This window comes from Bacillus sp. FAU18, from assembly GCF_056033885.1.
In genome coordinates this window covers 1,647,567-1,664,308 of sequence record NZ_JBVYHZ010000003.1, presented here as the reverse complement: position 1 = coordinate 1,664,308, position 16,742 = coordinate 1,647,567, and the positions used below count along the sequence as shown (strand labels likewise).

Below are 16,742 nucleotides of genomic sequence, written 5' to 3'. Positions count from 1 at the left end.
AGCACCCGTCCAGGTGCTGGTTTTTCTGCTATGAGCGATGAGCTTTGTAAATGTCTTGTTTCGTATGAGATTGGAGCGCTTTGATTTCCTCTTCGGTTAAACGCCGTGCATTTGCTGCCTGAATATTTTCCCGTAACTGCTCAATCTTACTGGCGCCTGTAATCACTGAAGCGACAGCCGGCTGTGCTAGCAGATACTGCAGCGACTTTTCTGTCATGGAAAGATCGGGAGCCACTTCGTCCATTGCCTTGCGGGCATTTGTCAGTTCCTCGAATGAATAGGACAAGTACCCGTTTTGTTTCATGCTGCCTGAAGCTTGATCAAGCGGTTTTTCAGTTAAGAGCCCTTTGGCAACAGGACCTCTGGCGACTACGCTGATTTGATGTTCTTCTAAAAGCGGGAGCCATTCCTCAGGGCGTCTGTCAAACAGGCTGAATTGCATCATAATGCTGACGATGTTTGATTTTTTTACATATTCTTTCATCACATTCGGGCGGATGGAAGAAATGCCGTAGTAGCGGATGACACCTTCTTGTTTTAATTCCTCAAACGCTTCAATCGTTTCATCAATGTTGTCCTCTATCGTGCCGCCGTGAAGCTGATAAAGGTCGATATAATCTGTTTTCAGCCGTGTAAGGCTCTTTTTTACCGCCTCTTTTATGTAAGCTTTTGAAGGGTCCCAATACCAGCCCTCGCTTCCGTCATCCCAACGGTTTCCCGCTTTTGTTGCCAGGATAATATCCTGGCGTCTGTTTTGGATCGCATCACCGACAATTTCTTCATTGCGTCCTCGGTCATACAAATCCGCTGTGTCCAAATAGTTGATGCCAAGCTCGATCGCTTCATCCAGAATGGACAATGCTTTGTTTTTTTCAGTTCCAAGAGACATACAGCCGAGTCCGACTTCGCTAATGTCTAAATCAGATGTACCCAATTTGCGCTTTCTCATGTGCACACTCCTTTTTTAGGCTTTGTATTGACCGTAATATAAAGGAGCTAAAGTTTCAACTTTTATGGCTTTGAGATCCAATCTTTCACATATTGAAATGTGCGTCCATACTCTTTTAACTTCGCCCGAATTTCCCATGCTTTTCCGACTAAGACAACACCTTTTGGCATGCGGTGCACTTTCACGAAGAAGCCCCCTTTTGCTCTAGTATGATAAAATGTATGGGGCATCATATAGAGACAGAACGGGAGATGAAGAAATGAAATCATTAGAAGAAAAAACAATTGCCAAAGAACAGATCTTTTCGGGTAAAGTCATTGATCTTTATGTCGAGGAAGTAGAGCTGCCAAACGGCAGAGCCAGTAAACGTGAAATTGTGAAACACCCTGGAGCTGTAGCGGTACTAGCCGTTACAGATGAAAGGAAAATCATCATGGTCAAACAATTCCGTAAGCCGCTTGAGCGGACGATCGTTGAAATTCCGGCCGGTAAGCTTGAAAAAGGTGAGGAGCCGGAGTATACGGCACTTCGGGAACTTGAAGAGGAAACCGGTTATACAGCAAAAAAACTGACAAAAATAACTGCGTTTTATACATCACCCGGATTTGCAGATGAAATCGTTCACGTTTTTCTTGCTGAGGAGCTTTCTGTGCTTGAAGAAAAACGGGAGCTTGATGAGGACGAGTTTGTTGAAGTGATGGAGGTGACGCTTGAAGATGCGCTAAAGCTGGTTGAATCGCGTGAAGTATACGATGCTAAAACAGCCTACGCGATTCAGTATCTTCAGCTGAAAGAAGCGCTCCAAGCACAAAAATGAAAAAGATTTACGCGGATTTGCACATTCATATCGGCCGGACCTTTACAGGAAGGGCTGTCAAAATAACAGGCGCCAAAACATTAACGCTGGACAGAATTTTGGTTGAAGCCAGTGAACATAAAGGAATTGAACTCCTCGGCATTATCGACTGTCATTCTCCGGAAGTCATTCTAGAGCTTGAGGAAGGCATTTCATCTGGAAAATATCGCGAGCTTGACGGGGGAGGAATCCGTTATCGCAGCACGACTCTTTTATTGGGGAGCGAGCTGGAGATTTATGATGAAGCCTGCAGCGGACCGATCCATGTGCTCGTATTTATGCCGACGCTGGCTGCTATGAAGCAGTTTTCAAACTGGCTGTCAGCCCGGCTGAAAAATATTCATTTAAGCTCGCAGCGGATTTATGAAACGGGCTTAAACCTGCAAAAAAAAGTGCAGGGAATGGGCGGCCTGTTTATCCCCGCCCATATCTTTACGCCGCATAAAAGCTTATATGGAAAAGGGGTTAAATCAAGCTTAACTGAGGTTTTTGATCCATCTATGATAGACGCGGTGGAGCTTGGATTAAGCTGTGATACAGACATGGCATCACACGTTTCTGAATTGAATCCGTATCCTTTTTTAACAAATTCTGATGCGCATTCGTTGGGGAAAATCGGCAGAGAATATAATGAACTATATGTGCAGTCAGCTGATTTTACTGAATTTGCTCTTGCATTAAAGGGACAAGATGACAGGGAAATTATCGCAAATTACGGCTTGGACCCGTTATTGGGGAAATATTATCAGACGGCTTGCGAAGCGTGCGGAGAGCCTGCTGTGAGCGGGGAAACAGCGTGCGCGAATTGCGGAAATGCCAGATTTACCAAGGGAGTCAGCGAAAGATTGCATGAATTGAGTGATCAGTTTGGAGTTCGCGTCCCGCGTCCGCGATATGTACATCAGATCCCGCTGCAATTTGTTCCGGGTGTAGGCCCGAAAACGCTGGACAAACTAAAAAAAGCCTTCGGAACAGAAATGGCTGTTCTTCACGAGGCTGCAGAAGAAGATTTGGCTCGCGTTGTCCCGCCGAAAACCGCGGCGCTTATCGTAAAAGCGAGATCCGGAAAACTGGAATTGAAAGCCGGAGGAGGAGGAACCTACGGTAAAATTAAACCGTGAGCTAATGATTAACTCAGTTCCTCCTGTACTTTTCTTTTTGTGCGTATAAAGGTAATCAGCTGGATGATTTCATCTTCACTCAGCGGCTGGCCATCAACAGAAATGGTAAAGTCAAGGCTGCTCCACGTGGCCAATTCTATGGCCTGAGGAGCAGTCTGCTTTTGTTTCTCGCGGCCTAAAAGTTCATCGCAGGTTGTGTCAAAGAGGTCAGCCAGCATGGCAAGCGCTTCAAGTGAAGGCCGTCGGTAGCCTGACTCGTAGCCGGCATATGTGCTTTTTGCGATACCGAGAAGGTCAGCTGTATATTGAAGCGACCAATTTTTCTTTTTTCTCAATTCAGTTAAACGATCTAGATTCATGAACTTCCGCTCCTTTTTCACCTTGAGCTGATTATATCATATAGGTATTAGGAAGTGTACGCGAATTGAATAATAATGTCTTGCGTATTTTATTTTCCGTGTCTATAATTGCATTAAAAGTATGCGAAAAGCGAATACCTTCTCGCAACCCATCTTTAGATACAGTGAAGAGGTGCATGGTATGAAAAAATTATTGATGTTGACAACTGGGGGAACGATTGCTTCAGTTGAAGGGGAAAATGGGCTGGCTCCCGGAGTCAAGGCTGATGAATTATTAAGTTACGTATCAAAACTTGATAACGATTACACAATGGAAACTCAGTCGCTTATGAATATAGACAGCACCAATATGCAGCCTGAATACTGGGTGGAAATAGCGGAAGCCGTTAAGGAAAATTATGATGCCTATGACGGGTTTGTTATTACTCACGGTACAGATACAATGGCCTATACATCTGCCGCACTATCGTATATGCTGCAGCATGCCAAAAAGCCGATTGTCATCACCGGCTCGCAGATTCCGATCACGTTCCAAAAAACCGATGCTAAAAAAAATATTACAGATGCCATTCGATTTGCCTGTGAAGGCGTGGGCGGCGTTTATGTTGTATTTGACGGCAGAGTCATTCAGGGAACGCGTGCGATCAAATTAAGAACGAAAAGCTACGACGCATTTGAAAGCATCAATTACCCATATATCGCTTTTATCAATGAAGACGGGATCGAATACAACAAACAAGTAACGGAACCTGAGAACGACACCTTCACAGTTGACACTTCACTATGCACAGATGTATGTCTGCTGAAGCTGCATCCAGGCTTAAAGCCCGAAATGTTTGATGCCCTTAAAAGCTTGTATAAAGGGATTGTCATTGAGAGTTATGGCAGCGGAGGGGTGCCGTTTGAAGGCAGGGACATTTTGTCAAAAGTGAATGAGCTGATCGAAAGCGGCATTGTCGTCGTCATTACGACTCAATGTCTTGAAGAAGGCGAAGACATGAGCATTTACGAAGTTGGCCGCAGAGTCAACCAAGACTTAATTATCCGATCAAGAAATATGAACACAGAAGCAATTGTGCCAAAATTGATGTGGGCGCTAGGTCAGTCTTCGGATCTTCCTGTCGTCAAGAGAATTATGGAAACGCCGATAGCTGATGACGTTGTCCTGTAAAATGTAAAAACGATAACCAGCAAAGAGAAAGAAGGTTAAAGATTATGTTAAACGGCCAAAAAGAATATCGCGTGGAAAAAGACTTCCTTGGGGAAAAACAAATTGAAGCAGATGTTTATTACGGAATTCAGACGCTCCGTGCTTCTGAAAATTTCCCGATCACAGGATACAAAATCCATGAGGAAATGATTAACGCACTGGCGATTGTAAAAAAAGCCGCGGCTCTTGCCAACATGGACGTGAAACGGCTGTATGAAGGAATTGGCCAAGCTATCGTACAAGCCGCTGACGAGATTCTGGAAGGCAAGTGGCACGATCAGTTTATCGTCGATCCGATTCAGGGCGGTGCCGGAACTTCTATGAACATGAACGCGAATGAGGTTATCGGAAACCGGGCGCTTGAAATCATGGGCCATAAAAAGGGAGATTATATCCATTTAAGTCCAAACACACATGTGAACATGTCACAGTCTACGAACGATGTGTTCCCGACTGCTATTCATATTTCCACATTGAAGCTCTTGGAAAAACTGCTGAAAACAATGGAAGATATGCATAGTGTGTTTAAGCAAAAAGCACAGGAGTTTGACTCTGTTATTAAAATGGGCCGGACACACCTTCAAGATGCGGTTCCGATCCGTCTTGGCCAGGAATTCGAAGCTTACAGCCGTGTTCTCGAGCGTGATATCAAACGAATCAAGCAATCGCGCCAGCACCTGTATGAAGTCAACATGGGCGCAACTGCTGTTGGTACAGGGCTGAACGCTGATCCTGAATATATCAAACAGGTAGTAAAGCACCTTGCTGATATTAGCGGGCTTCCTCTTGTCGGCGCTGATCATCTTGTTGATGCGACACAAAATACAGATGCCTATACAGAGGTATCAGCTTCATTAAAAGTCTGCATGATGAACATGTCGAAGATCGCAAACGACCTGCGCTTAATGGCGTCGGGACCGCGCGCCGGGCTTGCGGAAATTTCTCTGCCTGCACGTCAGCCGGGTTCATCTATTATGCCGGGGAAAGTCAATCCGGTTATGGCGGAGCTGATCAACCAAATTGCGTTCCAGGTTATCGGAAACGACAATACAATCTGCCTTGCTTCAGAAGCCGGCCAGCTTGAGTTGAACGTCATGGAGCCCGTGCTTGTCTTTAATTTGCTTCAATCCATCAGCATCATGAACAACGGCTTCCGTTCGTTCACTGATCATTGCTTAAAAGGCATCGAAGCTAACGAAAAGCGGTTGAAGCAATATGTAGAAAAAAGCGCTGGAGTGATCACTGCAGTCAATCCGCATCTTGGGTATGAAGCGGCAGCCAGAATTGCCCGGGAAGCGATTATGACAGGCCAATCAGTCCGTGACCTTTGTCTGCAGCATGATGTGCTGACTGAAGAAGAATTGGATATTATTTTAAACCCATATGAGATGACCAAACCAGGTATCGCAGGGAAAGAACTATTAGAAAAATAAAATTTGTGCGAAATGCAGCTTATTCATCTCCGAATAGTCGGATGAATAAGCTGTTTACAACATAGGGATGAGGAAGTATAGTATACGTGTTGCACTATATATTGAAAGCGTTTTAGCTTTTACATGAAGGGGGACTTCTTTTGAAGGATGTAAGATTGCCAACACTATTTGAAATTATTATTGTACTAGGAGTATTTTTAGCACTTGTTCTATCGTTTACAGTCTTTCTCGACTTGCCGATACAGCTGGCGCTTTTTGTTTCATGGTTTATTGCAATGCTTTTAGGTATAAGACTCGGTTATTCTTATAAAGATTTGCAAAATGCGATTGTACATGGGATATCAAATGGCCTTGAAGCCGTACTGATTCTCGTTTCAGTTGGTGCGCTCATCGGAACATGGATTGCCGGAGGCGTTGTGCCGACTTTGATTTATTACGGACTGGAATTTATTCACCCAAGTATCTTTTTACTGGCAACGTTAATTATTTGTTCCATTATGTCTGTGGCAACAGGAACGTCATGGGGAACAGTCGGAACTGCCGGCATTGCCATGATCGCAATTGGAGAGGGTTTAGGCATTCCGCTTCCTCTTGTAGCGGGAGCTATTCTTTCAGGTGCTTATTTCGGGGACAAGCTGTCTCCGCTGTCTGACAGTACAGTTCTAGCTTCTTCACTATCAAAAGTCGATGTATTGGCTCACGTGAGAGCAATGCTTTATTTATCAATACCTGCTTATGTCATTACAGCTATACTCTTTACAGTTGTTGGATTTATGTACGGCGGGAAAAATATCGATCTTGATAAAGTTGAATTCTTAAAATCATCTTTGCAAAACACGTTTGACATTCATATTTGGATGCTGATCCCGGCAGTTGTCGTCATAGTCTTATTGGCGATGAAAAAGCCATCTATGCCGGTTATCGTAATTGGCGCTTTACTCGGTGCAATCTGGGCTGTTGTTTTCCAAGGAATGGATATTGCCCATGCGATTGCAACTGCGTACAACGGCTTCTCTATTAAAACTGATGTTGAATTTTTGAACGGCTTGTTAAACCGCGGTGGAATTGTCGGTATGCTTGATTCTCTTGTCGTTATTATCTTTGGCCTTGGTTTTGGCGGTCTGCTTGAGAAACTCGGCGTGTTAAAAGTCATTGTTTCAACGTTTGAAAAGAAATTAACTTCAGCCGGCAATGTCACATTATCTACGCTGATCGTAGCGTTTTTAGCAAACATCTTCGGCTGTGCGATGTATGTATCCCTTATTTTGACTCCGAAAATTATGGAAGACAGCTATGATCGCTTACATCTGGACAGAAGAGTGTTATCACGTAACTCAGAGGTCGGGGGAACATTGACTTCGGGGATGGTTCCTTGGTCTGATAATGGGATTTACATGGCTGGTATTTTAGGTGTTTCTACCTTCTCTTATCTGCCGTTTATGTGGCTCAGTTTTGTAGCAATAGGTCTTGCAATTATCTATGGTTATACAGGAAAATTTATATGGTATACGAAAAACAATACAGTTAAAGCCGAAAAACTAGGCTAATAGGGGAGGATCACTGAATGATAGCGAAACACATGATTCGGACACTGATGATCGAAACGCCTTCGGTTCCCGGAAATCTTGGAAGGGTGGCTACGGCAATCGGCCTTCTGGGCGGAGATATTGGTGAAGTGGAGACGGTAAAAGTCGGACCCAATTACACAATGCGGAATATTACCGTTCAAGTGGAGAATGAAGAACAGCTTCAGGAAGTGATCGCGGCTGTACAGGCACTCGGAGAAGGGATCAGGCTTCACACCGTATCTGATGAAGTCCTGTCCGCACATGAAGGCGGAAAAATTCAAATGAAAAGCAAAATGCCGATCCGTTCACTGGCAGAGCTGGGACGTGTCTATACACCAGGTGTTGCAGACGTGTGCCGACTGATCGAAAAAGAACCTGAAAAAGCTTCTATTTATACAACGATCAGCAATTCTGTTGCAATTGTAACAGATGGAACCGCAATTTTAGGCCTTGGAAATATCGGCTCTGTGGCTGGCATGCCTGTCATGGAAGGAAAGGCTGCTTTGTTTGATCAGCTGGCGGGTATTAGCGGCATTCCGATACTGCTTGATACGAGTGATCCTGAAGAAATCATCAAAACAGTAAAACATATTTCTCCGGGCTTTAGCGGCATCCTTCTTGAGGATATCGGTTCGCCGCATTGTTTTGAAATCGAGGATCGCCTAAAAGAGGAGCTGAACATTCCTGTTATGCACGATGACCAGCATGGTACAGCTGTAGTGACGCTGGCAGCTGCCATCTCGGCATGCAGGAGTGCGGGGGTTGACCTGAAGGAAGCGAAAGTGGGGCAAATCGGCCTTGGCGCAGCAGGCGTGGCCATCTGCCGGATGTTCATGGCTTATGGTGTGAATGCTGTATACGGAACAGACAAATCAGAGTCAGCAATGAACCGTCTCGAACAATACGGCGGACAGGCAGTTTCCAGTATTGAGGAGCTCATGAAAACATGTGATATTGTCATTGCTACAACGGGCGTTCCAGGTTTAATAAAACCGGCATTTGTACGTTCTGGTCAAGTGATTTTGGCTTTATCGAATCCGAAGCCGGAAATTGAGCCGGAGGCCGCACTGCAGGCTGGCGCCGCATATGCAGCTGACGGGCGTTCTGTCAATAATGTACTCGGTTTTCCGGGAATTTTTAGAGGAGCGCTTAATGCAAAAAGCAGGGAAATTAATCATGATATGCTTGTCGCAGCAGCAGAGGCTATCGCAGCTTGCACAAAACAAGGTGATGTGGTCCCTCAGCCGCTTGATTCAAAAGTCCATCATGCGGTAGCAGCAGCTGTCGAGCATGCAGCTCTTACAGCAGTGAAATAAATGTAGCTAAACAGCACCTGTCATAGCAAGTGCTCAGCTTGTAGAGAAAACGATGTTTTTTCTACAAGCTTTTTTGTTGTGTGCTGTTTCTTTAGGTATTCAGCTGATTTCAATAACAGAAAAAGAGCTCCCACATACCTAGCTTTGCTTGGCTAGGTATGTGGCAATCTTCTTCATGTTCTGGCATGCGGCTGTGAGGAGAACTTGTTCGCTCACATTCCGTTTTCCCCTCATCCTGCAAAGCTTCGCTCTATTTTTTCTTTTCTTTTTTTGTAGAGGTTTTTTCCTGAAACAGACAAGCGATTTTGCCTGATCTTTTCTTTTTGGTCTTCCCATACATGCCGGGTGATGACTTTCTGATGTTTTTTTGATTTTGTGCAGTTTTCAAGAAAAGGGCATGAGGAACATGTTTCAGGATGTGATTTATATGACCTGTATCCTTTTCGGTCAGTTGTTGAGTATGTGAGTGTTTGCTGGTTCGGGCAAATGTACCTGTCTTTTTCAATGTCGTAATGAAATTTCCATTTTGGAAACAAGCCTCTAGTAGGGTGATATCGTCTGTGGGCAATGACGCCAAAAATATGACGGTCAGATAATCCTTTACAGATAGAAGCTGTTAAATATCCGGAATCAAGGGCGACAGCTTCTACTTGAAAACCAAATCGTGCGATTTGGTGATCTAATCGGTCAAGATAAGGCACAGAATCATGGACATTTCCCGGTGTGACGTGGGCATCGGTGATAATGTTGTATTTCATATCCGTTGTGCGGTGATCTAAATAGAAAAAACCTTCTGGTTTGTTTTCGCGATACAGATATCCACTTTCGGGATCAGTTGTACTGTGGCGGATCTCTTTTTCAGCTTTCACCTCCTCTTTGACTATTAGTGGCTTTTTTCCGTGTTCCTCTCGATCTTCTTGGATGGCTTCATTTAAATCTTTGATATAGTTTTGTGTATCCTGTTCAATCGTTTTTCTTGTGTATTTATGCTTGTTGGCATTGGCTTTAAGGTGAGTGGAATCGGTGAATAGGACACGTCCGCCCACCATGTCATGATTGATGGCCTGAAGAACGATCTCATCAAAAATATCTTGGAAGATGGTTGTATCTTTAAAACGTGTGCGTCTGTTCCAGCTGATGGTGGAGTGGTGCGGAACTGGATCGTTTATGTTCAATCCGAGAAACCATCTGTACGCCATATTGTAGTAAATTTCTTTTTCGAGCTGTCTTTCTGAACGGATACCATAGAGGTATCCGATAAACATCATTTTGAATAAAATCAGCGGATCAAGTGAGGGGCGGCCTTTGTTTTCACTGTAGTAAGGCTTAACCTTTTCAATGATAAAAGAGAAGTCTATGTATTTATCGATTTTTCGAAGCAGATGATCCTCTTCGACAAGTTGGTCGAGAAGAACAAATTCGGCTGCGTTTTGAGAAGAATTTCTTGTGTGGAACATGGGAAAGACACCGTCCTTTTGAAGTCTTTCTTTTATTTTATTACAGAAGAATGGATATTTTAAGAAAAAACAGCACCTGTCATAGCAGGTGCTGTTTTTTTCTTATCATTGCTCAATTTTGTTATCATTACTATGAAAATAAAAAAGGGAGTGATCACATGGCAAAAAGCCAAGCGAAAAAGAAGCGGGAGCATCGATTGAGAAACGGCGGACGTGACGTCTTATTATCAAGAGGCAGCACACCATCTTTTAGCACACATGAAAGAATGACAAAAAGCAAAAAAGAGATTTTGAATAAACGGAAGCATAAGAATCCTTATGATCATACAGCAGTTGATGATAAGGATTTTTTTGTGCCCCAAAAAGCCGCCTAGCATTCGTCTCTATCGTTTCTTTTTGAAAAAGGGCATGTTTTTCTGTTTCTTTCATACAATCTATTAAATCAAATCACTAGAGCGGGCGGGAGGAAACGGTATGCGAAAAATCTCTTATAAGGACATGTTTCTCAGGCATGTCAAAGATCATCTCTCTCTTTATATATTTGTGTCAGTGCTATTTTTCATGGGTGTCATCTTTGGCGCGATTATTGTCAACAGTATGACCATCAGCCAGAAAGAAGATTTATACTACTACTTAAGTCAATTTTTTGGACAGCTTTCGGATGGAAAACAGGCAAGTTCAGCTGATATGTTTGGGCAAAGTATCTTTCATAATGCAAAGTATTTAGGCCTGATGTGGATACTGGGAATTTCCGTCATTGGGATGCCGATTATTTTCATTATGATCTTTCTGAAAGGGATCGTCGTCGGCTTTACTGTCGGGTTTTTAGTCAATCAGATGGGAGTAAGCGGGTTTTTCCTATCATTTGTCTCCGTTTTGCCGCAAAATGTGCTGCTGATTCCGGCTTATCTCATTATGGGCACATGTGCAATTGCGTTTTCTTTAAAGTTAATCAGACAGCTGTTCGTGAAACGAAGCCTGCATGACGCGCCAATTCAATGGTTCGGGCGGTATGCCTTTGTGCTGCTGGTCATTCTGTTTTTAGCGCTGATCTCATCTCTCTTTGAAGCATACTTATCTCCTGTTTTAATGGAAAAGCTTACATCTAGACTTTTTTAAAATCATTATTAAAAGAAAACCGTTTTATTTATCAGTTTATAATAATTATAGTTGGAACTCTGCGCGTATTTTGTTATAATGAGTCATGGAATGCGGCGTAGGAGGGAAAGACATGGAAAACCGTATTGATCGAATTAAGAAACAACTGCACTCATCCAGCTATAAACTTACGCCACAGCGTGAAGCGACAGTAAGAGTGCTGCTTGAAAACGAAGAAGACCATTTAAGCGCAGAAGATGTATACCTCCTCGTAAAAGAGAAATCTCCTGAGATCGGTCTCGCTACAGTATACCGTACGCTTGAATTATTAACTGAATTAAAAGTCGTAGATAAAATTAACTTTGGAGACGGTGTGTCCCGTTACGACCTTCGGAAAGAGGGCGCAGCTCACTTTCATCACCACTTGGTGTGCATGGAGTGCGGAGCCGTTGATGAAATTGAAGAAGATTTGCTTGAAGACGTGGAAGAAATCATTGAACGTGATTGGAAATTTAAGATTAAAGATCATAGATTGACGTTTCACGGCATTTGCCACCGCTGTAACGGAAAAGAAACTGAATAGTCGGTGCCGAGCGCGAACCTTTTCTCATGGGGAAAGGGTTTTTTGCTGTTTCTATGTATAAAACCTTTCTGATTTGGCATATGGTTTATATAACTGGAACCATAGGAAAGGATCGATTAGGACATGGGAAGATTCCTGAAAACAGCTGTCGATGCATTGAAAGTTTTCATCCTGTTTACCGGTTTTACCGCTTTGTTCTATTATGCTATGATATGGGTGAATCAAGAGTATGAAAACTATCATCGGTATGATAAACCGGAAGGCTCCGCTGTAAAAGTTGTTGAAATGGATCAGGATGAAAAAGGCGGATGGTTCGACCGGTTGATCTTTTTTTACCAAAACGGGGAGTAGATCAAGAGTGAAAGATCAAATAAAGGATTTCATCCACTACGTTATGGTAGAGAGAGGGCTCTCTCAAAATACGATCGTATCCTATGAACGTGACTTGAAAAGCTATTCTCTCTACTTAACAGAAACCCTTCATGTTACGGATTGGAATCACGTTACCCGCATACATATTATCCAGTACTTAAAGCATTTGAAGGACTCGGGGAAATCCGGCAAGACATCGGCGCGGCATTTGGCATCCATTCGCTCTTTTCATCAATTTCTGCTCAGGGAAAAAGCAACGGATAAGGACCCTTCCGTTCATATCGAAACACAAAAGACGGAACGGGCGCTTCCGAAGGTGCTTGCACTCAATGAAGTCGAGCGATTATTGGACACGCCTAAGCTGACGAGCCCATTCGGCTATCGGGATAAAGCAATGCTGGAGCTGCTTTATGCGACAGGCATACGAGTCAGTGAAATGATTGAGTTGAAAACGGCAGATGTTCATTTATCTATGGGGTTTATCCGATGCTTCGGCAAAGGAAGAAAAGAACGGATTGTGCCAATTGGTGAAGCCGCCGCTTCCGCCATTGAGGAATATATGACAAAAGCCAGGGGAAAACTGTTAAAGAACAATGTATCTGACGCCCTCTTTTTAAATCATCACGGCAAACAGATCAGCCGCCAGGGATTTTGGAAGAACCTGAAAAAAATCGCGTTGGAAGCCGGCATTAAGAAAGAGCTGACTCCGCATACGCTCAGGCATTCCTTTGCGACGCATCTGCTTGAGAACGGGGCAGATTTAAGAGCGGTGCAGGAAATGCTCGGTCATGCGGATATATCCACGACGCAAATTTATACGCATGTGACGAAAACAAGGCTGAAGGATGTGTACAAGCAGTTTCATCCGCGAGCATAGCCGCAGGTGGCTGCGGCTTTTTTGTTTAGAGCGACAGAAAATATTGAAGTTTCTCATTATTTCCAAATGCATTGTCAACGGGAATGAAAACGGTTTATACTTGAGTTGTCAGACCTCTTAGCGATACAATAGACGTATAGAAAAAAAGGAGGCTTTCAAGATGCCTGCATACAAATATAATCGTGTGTTTTTAATTGTGATGGACTCAGTCGGAATCGGCGAAGCGCCGGATGCCGCTGACTTTAATGACGAAGGCGCTCATACGCTCGGTCATATTGCCGAGCATATGAACGGATTACATATGCCGAATATGGCAAAGCTCGGCCTTGGTCTTATCGAAGATATCAAAGGTGTAGAAAAAACAGAACATCCGCTTGCCTACTATGGAAAAATGCAAGAAGCGTCAAACGGCAAAGATACGATGACCGGCCATTGGGAGATTATGGGTTTATACATTGATAAACCATTTAAAGTGTTCCCGGAAGGCTTTCCTGATGAATTGCTTCAAGAGCTGGAAAAGAGATCTGGCCGCAAAATTATTGGAAACAAGCCGGCTTCCGGCACAGCGATTTTGGATGAGCTTGGTCAGGAGCACATGGAGACAGGGGCTTTAATTGTTTACACGTCTGCTGACTCTGTTCTGCAAATTGCCGCTCACGAAGAGGTTGTGCCGCTTGAGGAGCTGTATCGCATTTGCGAAACGGCGAGAGAGCTGACGCTTGATCCGAAATATATGGTTGGCCGCATTATTGCACGGCCGTTCGTCGGAGAGCCGGGTCAATTCAAACGGACGCCAAACCGCCATGACTATGCCCTTAAACCGTTTGACCGTACTGTCATGAATGAATTGAAAGACAGCGGCTTAGATGTGATTTCAATCGGTAAAATCTCTGATATTTACGACGGAGAAGGCATTACTTCTTCACGCAGAACGGTTTCTAATATGGACGGAATGGACAAGGTGATCGATACGCTGGGAGAAGACTTTACGGGTCTGAGCTTTGCGAACCTTGTTGATTTTGACGCGTTATTCGGACACCGCCGTGACCCTGAAGGCTACGGACGCGCGCTTGAAGAATTTGATGCACGGCTTCCGGAAGTGTTTGAAAAAATGAGAGAAGACGATCTGTTAATTATTACAGCCGACCACGGCAATGATCCGATTCATCATGGGACTGACCATACACGCGAGTATGTGCCGATTCTCGCTTACAGCAAAAAACATAAGAAAGCGCAAATGCTGCCGCTTGCTGATACATTTGCTGATATCGGCGCAACGATCGCTGATAATTTCCAAACGAATAAACCGAAATACGGGAAAAGCTTTTTATCTTTATTACAATAGGGGGACTGTTTCTTGAAGGACAGAATTGAACGCGCAGCCGCTTTTATTAAACAAAACCTGCCGGAATCTCCGAAGATCGGCCTTATTTTAGGCTCAGGTCTTGGCATTTTGGCGGACGAAATCGAAAATCCGGTCAAGCTGAAATATGAAGACATACCTGAATTCCCGGTATCTACTGTTGAAGGGCATGCCGGACAGCTTGTGCTTGGCACTCTTGAAGGAGTTTCCGTCATTGCAATGCAGGGCCGCTTTCATTTTTATGAAGGCTATTCAATGGAGAAAGTCACATTCCCTGTACGCGTGATGAAAGCGCTCGGTGTGGAAGCGTTGATCGTGACAAATGCCGCAGGCGGTGTCAACACTGAATTCCGTGCGGGAGACTTAATGATTATTACCGATCATATCAACTTTATGGGAACAAACCCGTTAATCGGGCCAAACGAAGCTGATTTCGGCGCCAGATTTCCAGATATGTCTTCAGCCTATGACAAAGATCTATCCAGCCTGGCTGAAAAGATTGCGAAAGACCTTAATATCCCAATTCAAAAAGGCGTGTACACTGCTGTGACAGGACCTTCTTACGAAACACCGGCAGAAGTCCGTTTCTTAAGAACGATGGGCTCTGATGCTGTCGGCATGTCTACTGTTCCGGAAGTCATTGTGGCGAATCATGCGGGAATGCGGGTTCTTGGCATTTCCTGCATCTCTAACGCGGCAGCCGGAATTCTGGATCAGCCTTTAAGTCACGATGAAGTTATGGAAGTGACCGAAAAAGTAAAAGCTGGATTCTTGAAGCTTGTTAAAGCGATCGTCGCTCAGTACGAATAAATATGAATCAATGCAGGACCAAAAGACAGCTGTGTCTGATATCACACAGCTGTCTTTTTTTATGCCCAAAATTCGAAACATTTTCCATCAGTGGCGTATAAAACCATCCCGCTTGGAAAAAATAAAAAGGATTATGAAATGGAGGGCTTTTGAGATGAAACGTCTTTTATCCACTTTGTTGATTGGTATAATGCTGCTTACATTTGCACCGTCTGCATTTGCAAAACAAGACGGAAAACGTACATCGGAGCTTGCTCATGAAGCGAAGTCTGCGGTGCTGATAGAACGTGACACGGGAAAAGTGCTTTACAACAAGAACAGCAATGAGAGACTGGCGCCTGCAAGCATGACGAAAATTATGACGATGCTTTTGATTATGGAAGCTTTAGATAAAGGCAAAATCAAAATGAGTGATAAGGTCCGTACAAGCGAGCATGCGGCGTCAATGGGCGGCTCACAGATATTCCTTGAGCCCGGCGAAGAAATGACTGTCAAAGAAATGCTGAAAGGCATCGCAATCGCTTCGGGAAATGACGCTTCCGTCGCCATGGCTGAATTTATTTCCGGCTCTGAAGAAGAATTTGTGAAGAAAATGAACAAAAAAGCAAAAGAGCTGGGATTGAAAAATACATCCTTTAAAAACCCAACAGGACTGACCGAGGAAGGACACTACAGCTCTGCTTATGATATGGCAATCATGGCTAAGGAGTTATTGAAATACGAATCAATTACGAAGTTTACCGGCACGTATGAAGATTATCTGCGTGAAAATACAGATAAAAAGTTTTGGCTTGTGAATACAAATCGCCTTATCAAATTTTATCCTGGTGTAGACGGCGTAAAAACAGGCTATACAGGCGAAGCGAAATATTGTCTGACTGCTTCGGCTAAAAAAGGAAACATGCGGGCCATAGCGGTTGTATTCGGAGCGAGCACGCCTAAAGAAAGAAACGCGCAAGTGACAAAAATGCTTGACTTCGCCTTTAGCCAGTATGAAACGCATCCTTTATATAAACGAAATGAAACAGTAGCAAAAGTAAAGGTCAAAAAAGGGAAACAAAAATTTATCGAACTCACTACATCTGAGCCGATTTCAATATTGACGAAAAAAGGCGAGGATATGAACGATGTGAAAAAAGAAATCAAGATGAAGGACAATATTAGTGCTCCGATTCAAAAAGGCCAAGAGCTTGGCACTCTTGTTCTGAAAAAGGATGGAGAAGTACTCGCTGAAAGTCCTGTTGCTGCAAAAGAAGATATGAAGAAAGCCGGGTTTATCACATTCTTGAAGCGGACGATGGGAGACTGGACAAAATTTAAGTAATTATGCCGAATGACCACTAGTTTTGTCACGGTGAAGGAATTCATTC

The 16,742-nt window shown here is 43.8% G+C and carries 17 protein-coding genes and 1 pseudogene; 14 read left to right on the top strand and 4 right to left on the bottom strand.

Annotation, left to right across the window (positions count from 1 at the left end; translation table 11 throughout):
• Positions 1-28: 28 nt before the first annotated feature.
• Both AC0OMU_RS08815 and mciZ read right to left on the bottom strand, forming a co-directional pair.
• Positions 29-949 (bottom strand): aldo/keto reductase, encoded by a 921-nt coding sequence (locus AC0OMU_RS08815; protein ID WP_181219704.1) that lies wholly within the window; start codon positions 947-949, stop codon positions 29-31.
• Positions 950-1,011: 62 nt separating this feature from the next.
• Positions 1,012-1,134: a Z-ring formation inhibitor MciZ gene (mciZ, locus tag AC0OMU_RS08810; RefSeq protein ID WP_003230420.1), complete on the bottom strand. Its 123-nt coding sequence runs from the start codon at positions 1,132-1,134 to the stop codon at positions 1,012-1,014.
• Positions 1,135-1,208: 74 nt separating this feature from the next.
• On the opposite strand from mciZ, the gene nudF reads away from it, so the two are divergent.
• Positions 1,209-1,766 carry an ADP-ribose pyrophosphatase gene (gene nudF / locus AC0OMU_RS08805; RefSeq protein ID WP_181219702.1) on the top strand — a complete coding sequence of 186 codons (558 nt, stop codon included), beginning with the start codon at positions 1,209-1,211 and terminating at the stop codon, positions 1,764-1,766.
• Complete coding sequence (locus AC0OMU_RS08800; RefSeq protein WP_181219700.1) at positions 1,763-2,926, top strand: TIGR00375 family protein; 1,164 nt, start codon at positions 1,763-1,765, stop codon at positions 2,924-2,926. The genes nudF and AC0OMU_RS08800 overlap by 4 nt, the downstream gene beginning before the upstream one ends.
• Positions 2,927-2,934: 8 nt before the next feature.
• On the opposite strand, the gene ansR is transcribed toward AC0OMU_RS08800, so the two are convergent.
• Positions 2,935-3,285 (bottom strand): HTH-type transcriptional regulator AnsR, encoded by a 351-nt coding sequence (ansR, locus tag AC0OMU_RS08795; RefSeq protein ID WP_004399024.1) that lies wholly within the window; start codon positions 3,283-3,285, stop codon positions 2,935-2,937.
• A gap of 181 nt (positions 3,286-3,466) precedes the next feature.
• On the opposite strand from ansR, the gene ansA reads away from it, so the two are divergent.
• The 4 genes from ansA to AC0OMU_RS08775 all read left to right on the top strand — a co-directional run bounded on the left by ansA (position 3,467) and on the right by AC0OMU_RS08775 (position 8,812).
• On the top strand, positions 3,467-4,456 hold the full coding sequence (gene ansA, locus AC0OMU_RS08790) for an asparaginase (RefSeq protein ID WP_015384018.1): 990 nt from the start codon (positions 3,467-3,469) through the stop codon (positions 4,454-4,456).
• A 44-nt stretch (positions 4,457-4,500) separates the two neighbouring features.
• Positions 4,501-5,928 carry an aspartate ammonia-lyase gene (gene aspA / locus AC0OMU_RS08785; RefSeq protein WP_014480179.1) on the top strand — a complete coding sequence of 476 codons (1,428 nt, stop codon included), beginning with the start codon at positions 4,501-4,503 and terminating at the stop codon, positions 5,926-5,928.
• Between the two features lie 140 nt (positions 5,929-6,068).
• Positions 6,069-7,475, top strand: a complete 1,407-nt coding sequence (gene mleN / locus AC0OMU_RS08780) for a malate-H+/Na+-lactate antiporter MleN (RefSeq protein ID WP_014480178.1) — start codon at positions 6,069-6,071, stop codon at positions 7,473-7,475.
• Positions 7,476-7,492: 17 nt separating this feature from the next.
• On the top strand, positions 7,493-8,812 hold the full coding sequence (locus AC0OMU_RS08775; RefSeq protein ID WP_015384017.1) for a malic enzyme-like NAD(P)-binding protein: 1,320 nt from the start codon (positions 7,493-7,495) through the stop codon (positions 8,810-8,812).
• A 138-nt stretch (positions 8,813-8,950) separates the two neighbouring features.
• On the opposite strand, the pseudogene AC0OMU_RS08770 reads toward AC0OMU_RS08775, so the two are convergent.
• Positions 8,951-10,269, bottom strand: a pseudogene (locus tag AC0OMU_RS08770) (IS1182 family transposase).
• Positions 10,270-10,427: 158 nt separating this feature from the next.
• Between AC0OMU_RS08770 and AC0OMU_RS08765 the strand changes: the two are divergent.
• The 8 genes from AC0OMU_RS08765 (at position 10,428) to dacF (ending at position 16,696) form a co-directional block, all read left to right on the top strand.
• Positions 10,428-10,643, top strand: coding sequence for a hypothetical protein (locus tag AC0OMU_RS08765; protein WP_015384016.1), 216 nt, complete (start codon positions 10,428-10,430; stop codon positions 10,641-10,643).
• Positions 10,644-10,743: 100 nt separating this feature from the next.
• Entirely contained in the window at positions 10,744-11,388 is a 645-nt protein-coding gene (spoIIM, locus tag AC0OMU_RS08760) for a stage II sporulation protein M (RefSeq protein WP_004398593.1), read from the top strand.
• A 112-nt stretch (positions 11,389-11,500) separates the two neighbouring features.
• Positions 11,501-11,950 carry a ferric iron uptake transcriptional regulator gene (fur, locus tag AC0OMU_RS08755; protein WP_003223972.1) on the top strand — a complete coding sequence of 150 codons (450 nt, stop codon included), beginning with the start codon at positions 11,501-11,503 and terminating at the stop codon, positions 11,948-11,950.
• A 123-nt stretch (positions 11,951-12,073) separates the two neighbouring features.
• Entirely contained in the window at positions 12,074-12,301 is a 228-nt protein-coding gene (locus AC0OMU_RS08750; RefSeq protein ID WP_003230440.1) for a YqzK family protein, read from the top strand.
• Positions 12,302-12,308: 7 nt separating this feature from the next.
• On the top strand, positions 12,309-13,199 hold the full coding sequence (gene xerD, locus AC0OMU_RS08745; RefSeq protein WP_047182833.1) for a site-specific tyrosine recombinase XerD: 891 nt from the start codon (positions 12,309-12,311) through the stop codon (positions 13,197-13,199).
• A gap of 160 nt (positions 13,200-13,359) precedes the next feature.
• Positions 13,360-14,544: a phosphopentomutase gene (gene deoB, locus AC0OMU_RS08740; RefSeq protein ID WP_015251776.1), complete on the top strand. Its 1,185-nt coding sequence runs from the start codon at positions 13,360-13,362 to the stop codon at positions 14,542-14,544.
• A 12-nt stretch (positions 14,545-14,556) separates the two neighbouring features.
• Complete coding sequence (locus tag AC0OMU_RS08735) at positions 14,557-15,372, top strand: purine nucleoside phosphorylase I, inosine and guanosine-specific (RefSeq protein WP_003230447.1); 816 nt, start codon at positions 14,557-14,559, stop codon at positions 15,370-15,372.
• 154 nt (positions 15,373-15,526) lie between these two features.
• The gene (gene dacF / locus AC0OMU_RS08730; RefSeq protein ID WP_031315198.1) at positions 15,527-16,696 is read left to right on the top strand and encodes a D-alanyl-D-alanine carboxypeptidase DacF; all 1,170 of its coding nucleotides are present in this window, start codon (positions 15,527-15,529) and stop codon (positions 16,694-16,696) included.
• Positions 16,697-16,742 lie beyond the last annotated feature (46 nt).

Bases quoted from the DNA above. Each gene is read 5' to 3' on its own strand.
- AC0OMU_RS08815 (WP_181219704.1), bottom strand. From the start codon at position 949: ATGAGAAAGCGCAAATTGGGTACATCTGATTTAGACATTAGCGAAGTC.
- nudF (WP_181219702.1), top strand. From the start codon at position 1,209: ATGAAATCATTAGAAGAAAAAACAATTGCCAAAGAACAGATCTTTTCG.
- AC0OMU_RS08800 (WP_181219700.1), top strand. From the start codon at position 1,763: ATGAAAAAGATTTACGCGGATTTGCACATTCATATCGGCCGGACCTTT.
- ansR (WP_004399024.1), bottom strand. From the start codon at position 3,285: ATGAATCTAGATCGTTTAACTGAATTGAGAAAAAAGAAAAATTGGTCG.
- ansA (WP_015384018.1), top strand. From the start codon at position 3,467: ATGAAAAAATTATTGATGTTGACAACTGGGGGAACGATTGCTTCAGTT.
- aspA (WP_014480179.1), top strand. From the start codon at position 4,501: ATGTTAAACGGCCAAAAAGAATATCGCGTGGAAAAAGACTTCCTTGGG.
- AC0OMU_RS08775 (WP_015384017.1), top strand. From the start codon at position 7,493: ATGATAGCGAAACACATGATTCGGACACTGATGATCGAAACGCCTTCG.
- AC0OMU_RS08765 (WP_015384016.1), top strand. From the start codon at position 10,428: ATGGCAAAAAGCCAAGCGAAAAAGAAGCGGGAGCATCGATTGAGAAAC.
- spoIIM (WP_004398593.1), top strand. From the start codon at position 10,744: ATGCGAAAAATCTCTTATAAGGACATGTTTCTCAGGCATGTCAAAGAT.
- fur (WP_003223972.1), top strand. From the start codon at position 11,501: ATGGAAAACCGTATTGATCGAATTAAGAAACAACTGCACTCATCCAGC.
- AC0OMU_RS08750 (WP_003230440.1), top strand. From the start codon at position 12,074: ATGGGAAGATTCCTGAAAACAGCTGTCGATGCATTGAAAGTTTTCATC.
- deoB (WP_015251776.1), top strand. From the start codon at position 13,360: ATGCCTGCATACAAATATAATCGTGTGTTTTTAATTGTGATGGACTCA.
- dacF (WP_031315198.1), top strand. From the start codon at position 15,527: ATGAAACGTCTTTTATCCACTTTGTTGATTGGTATAATGCTGCTTACA.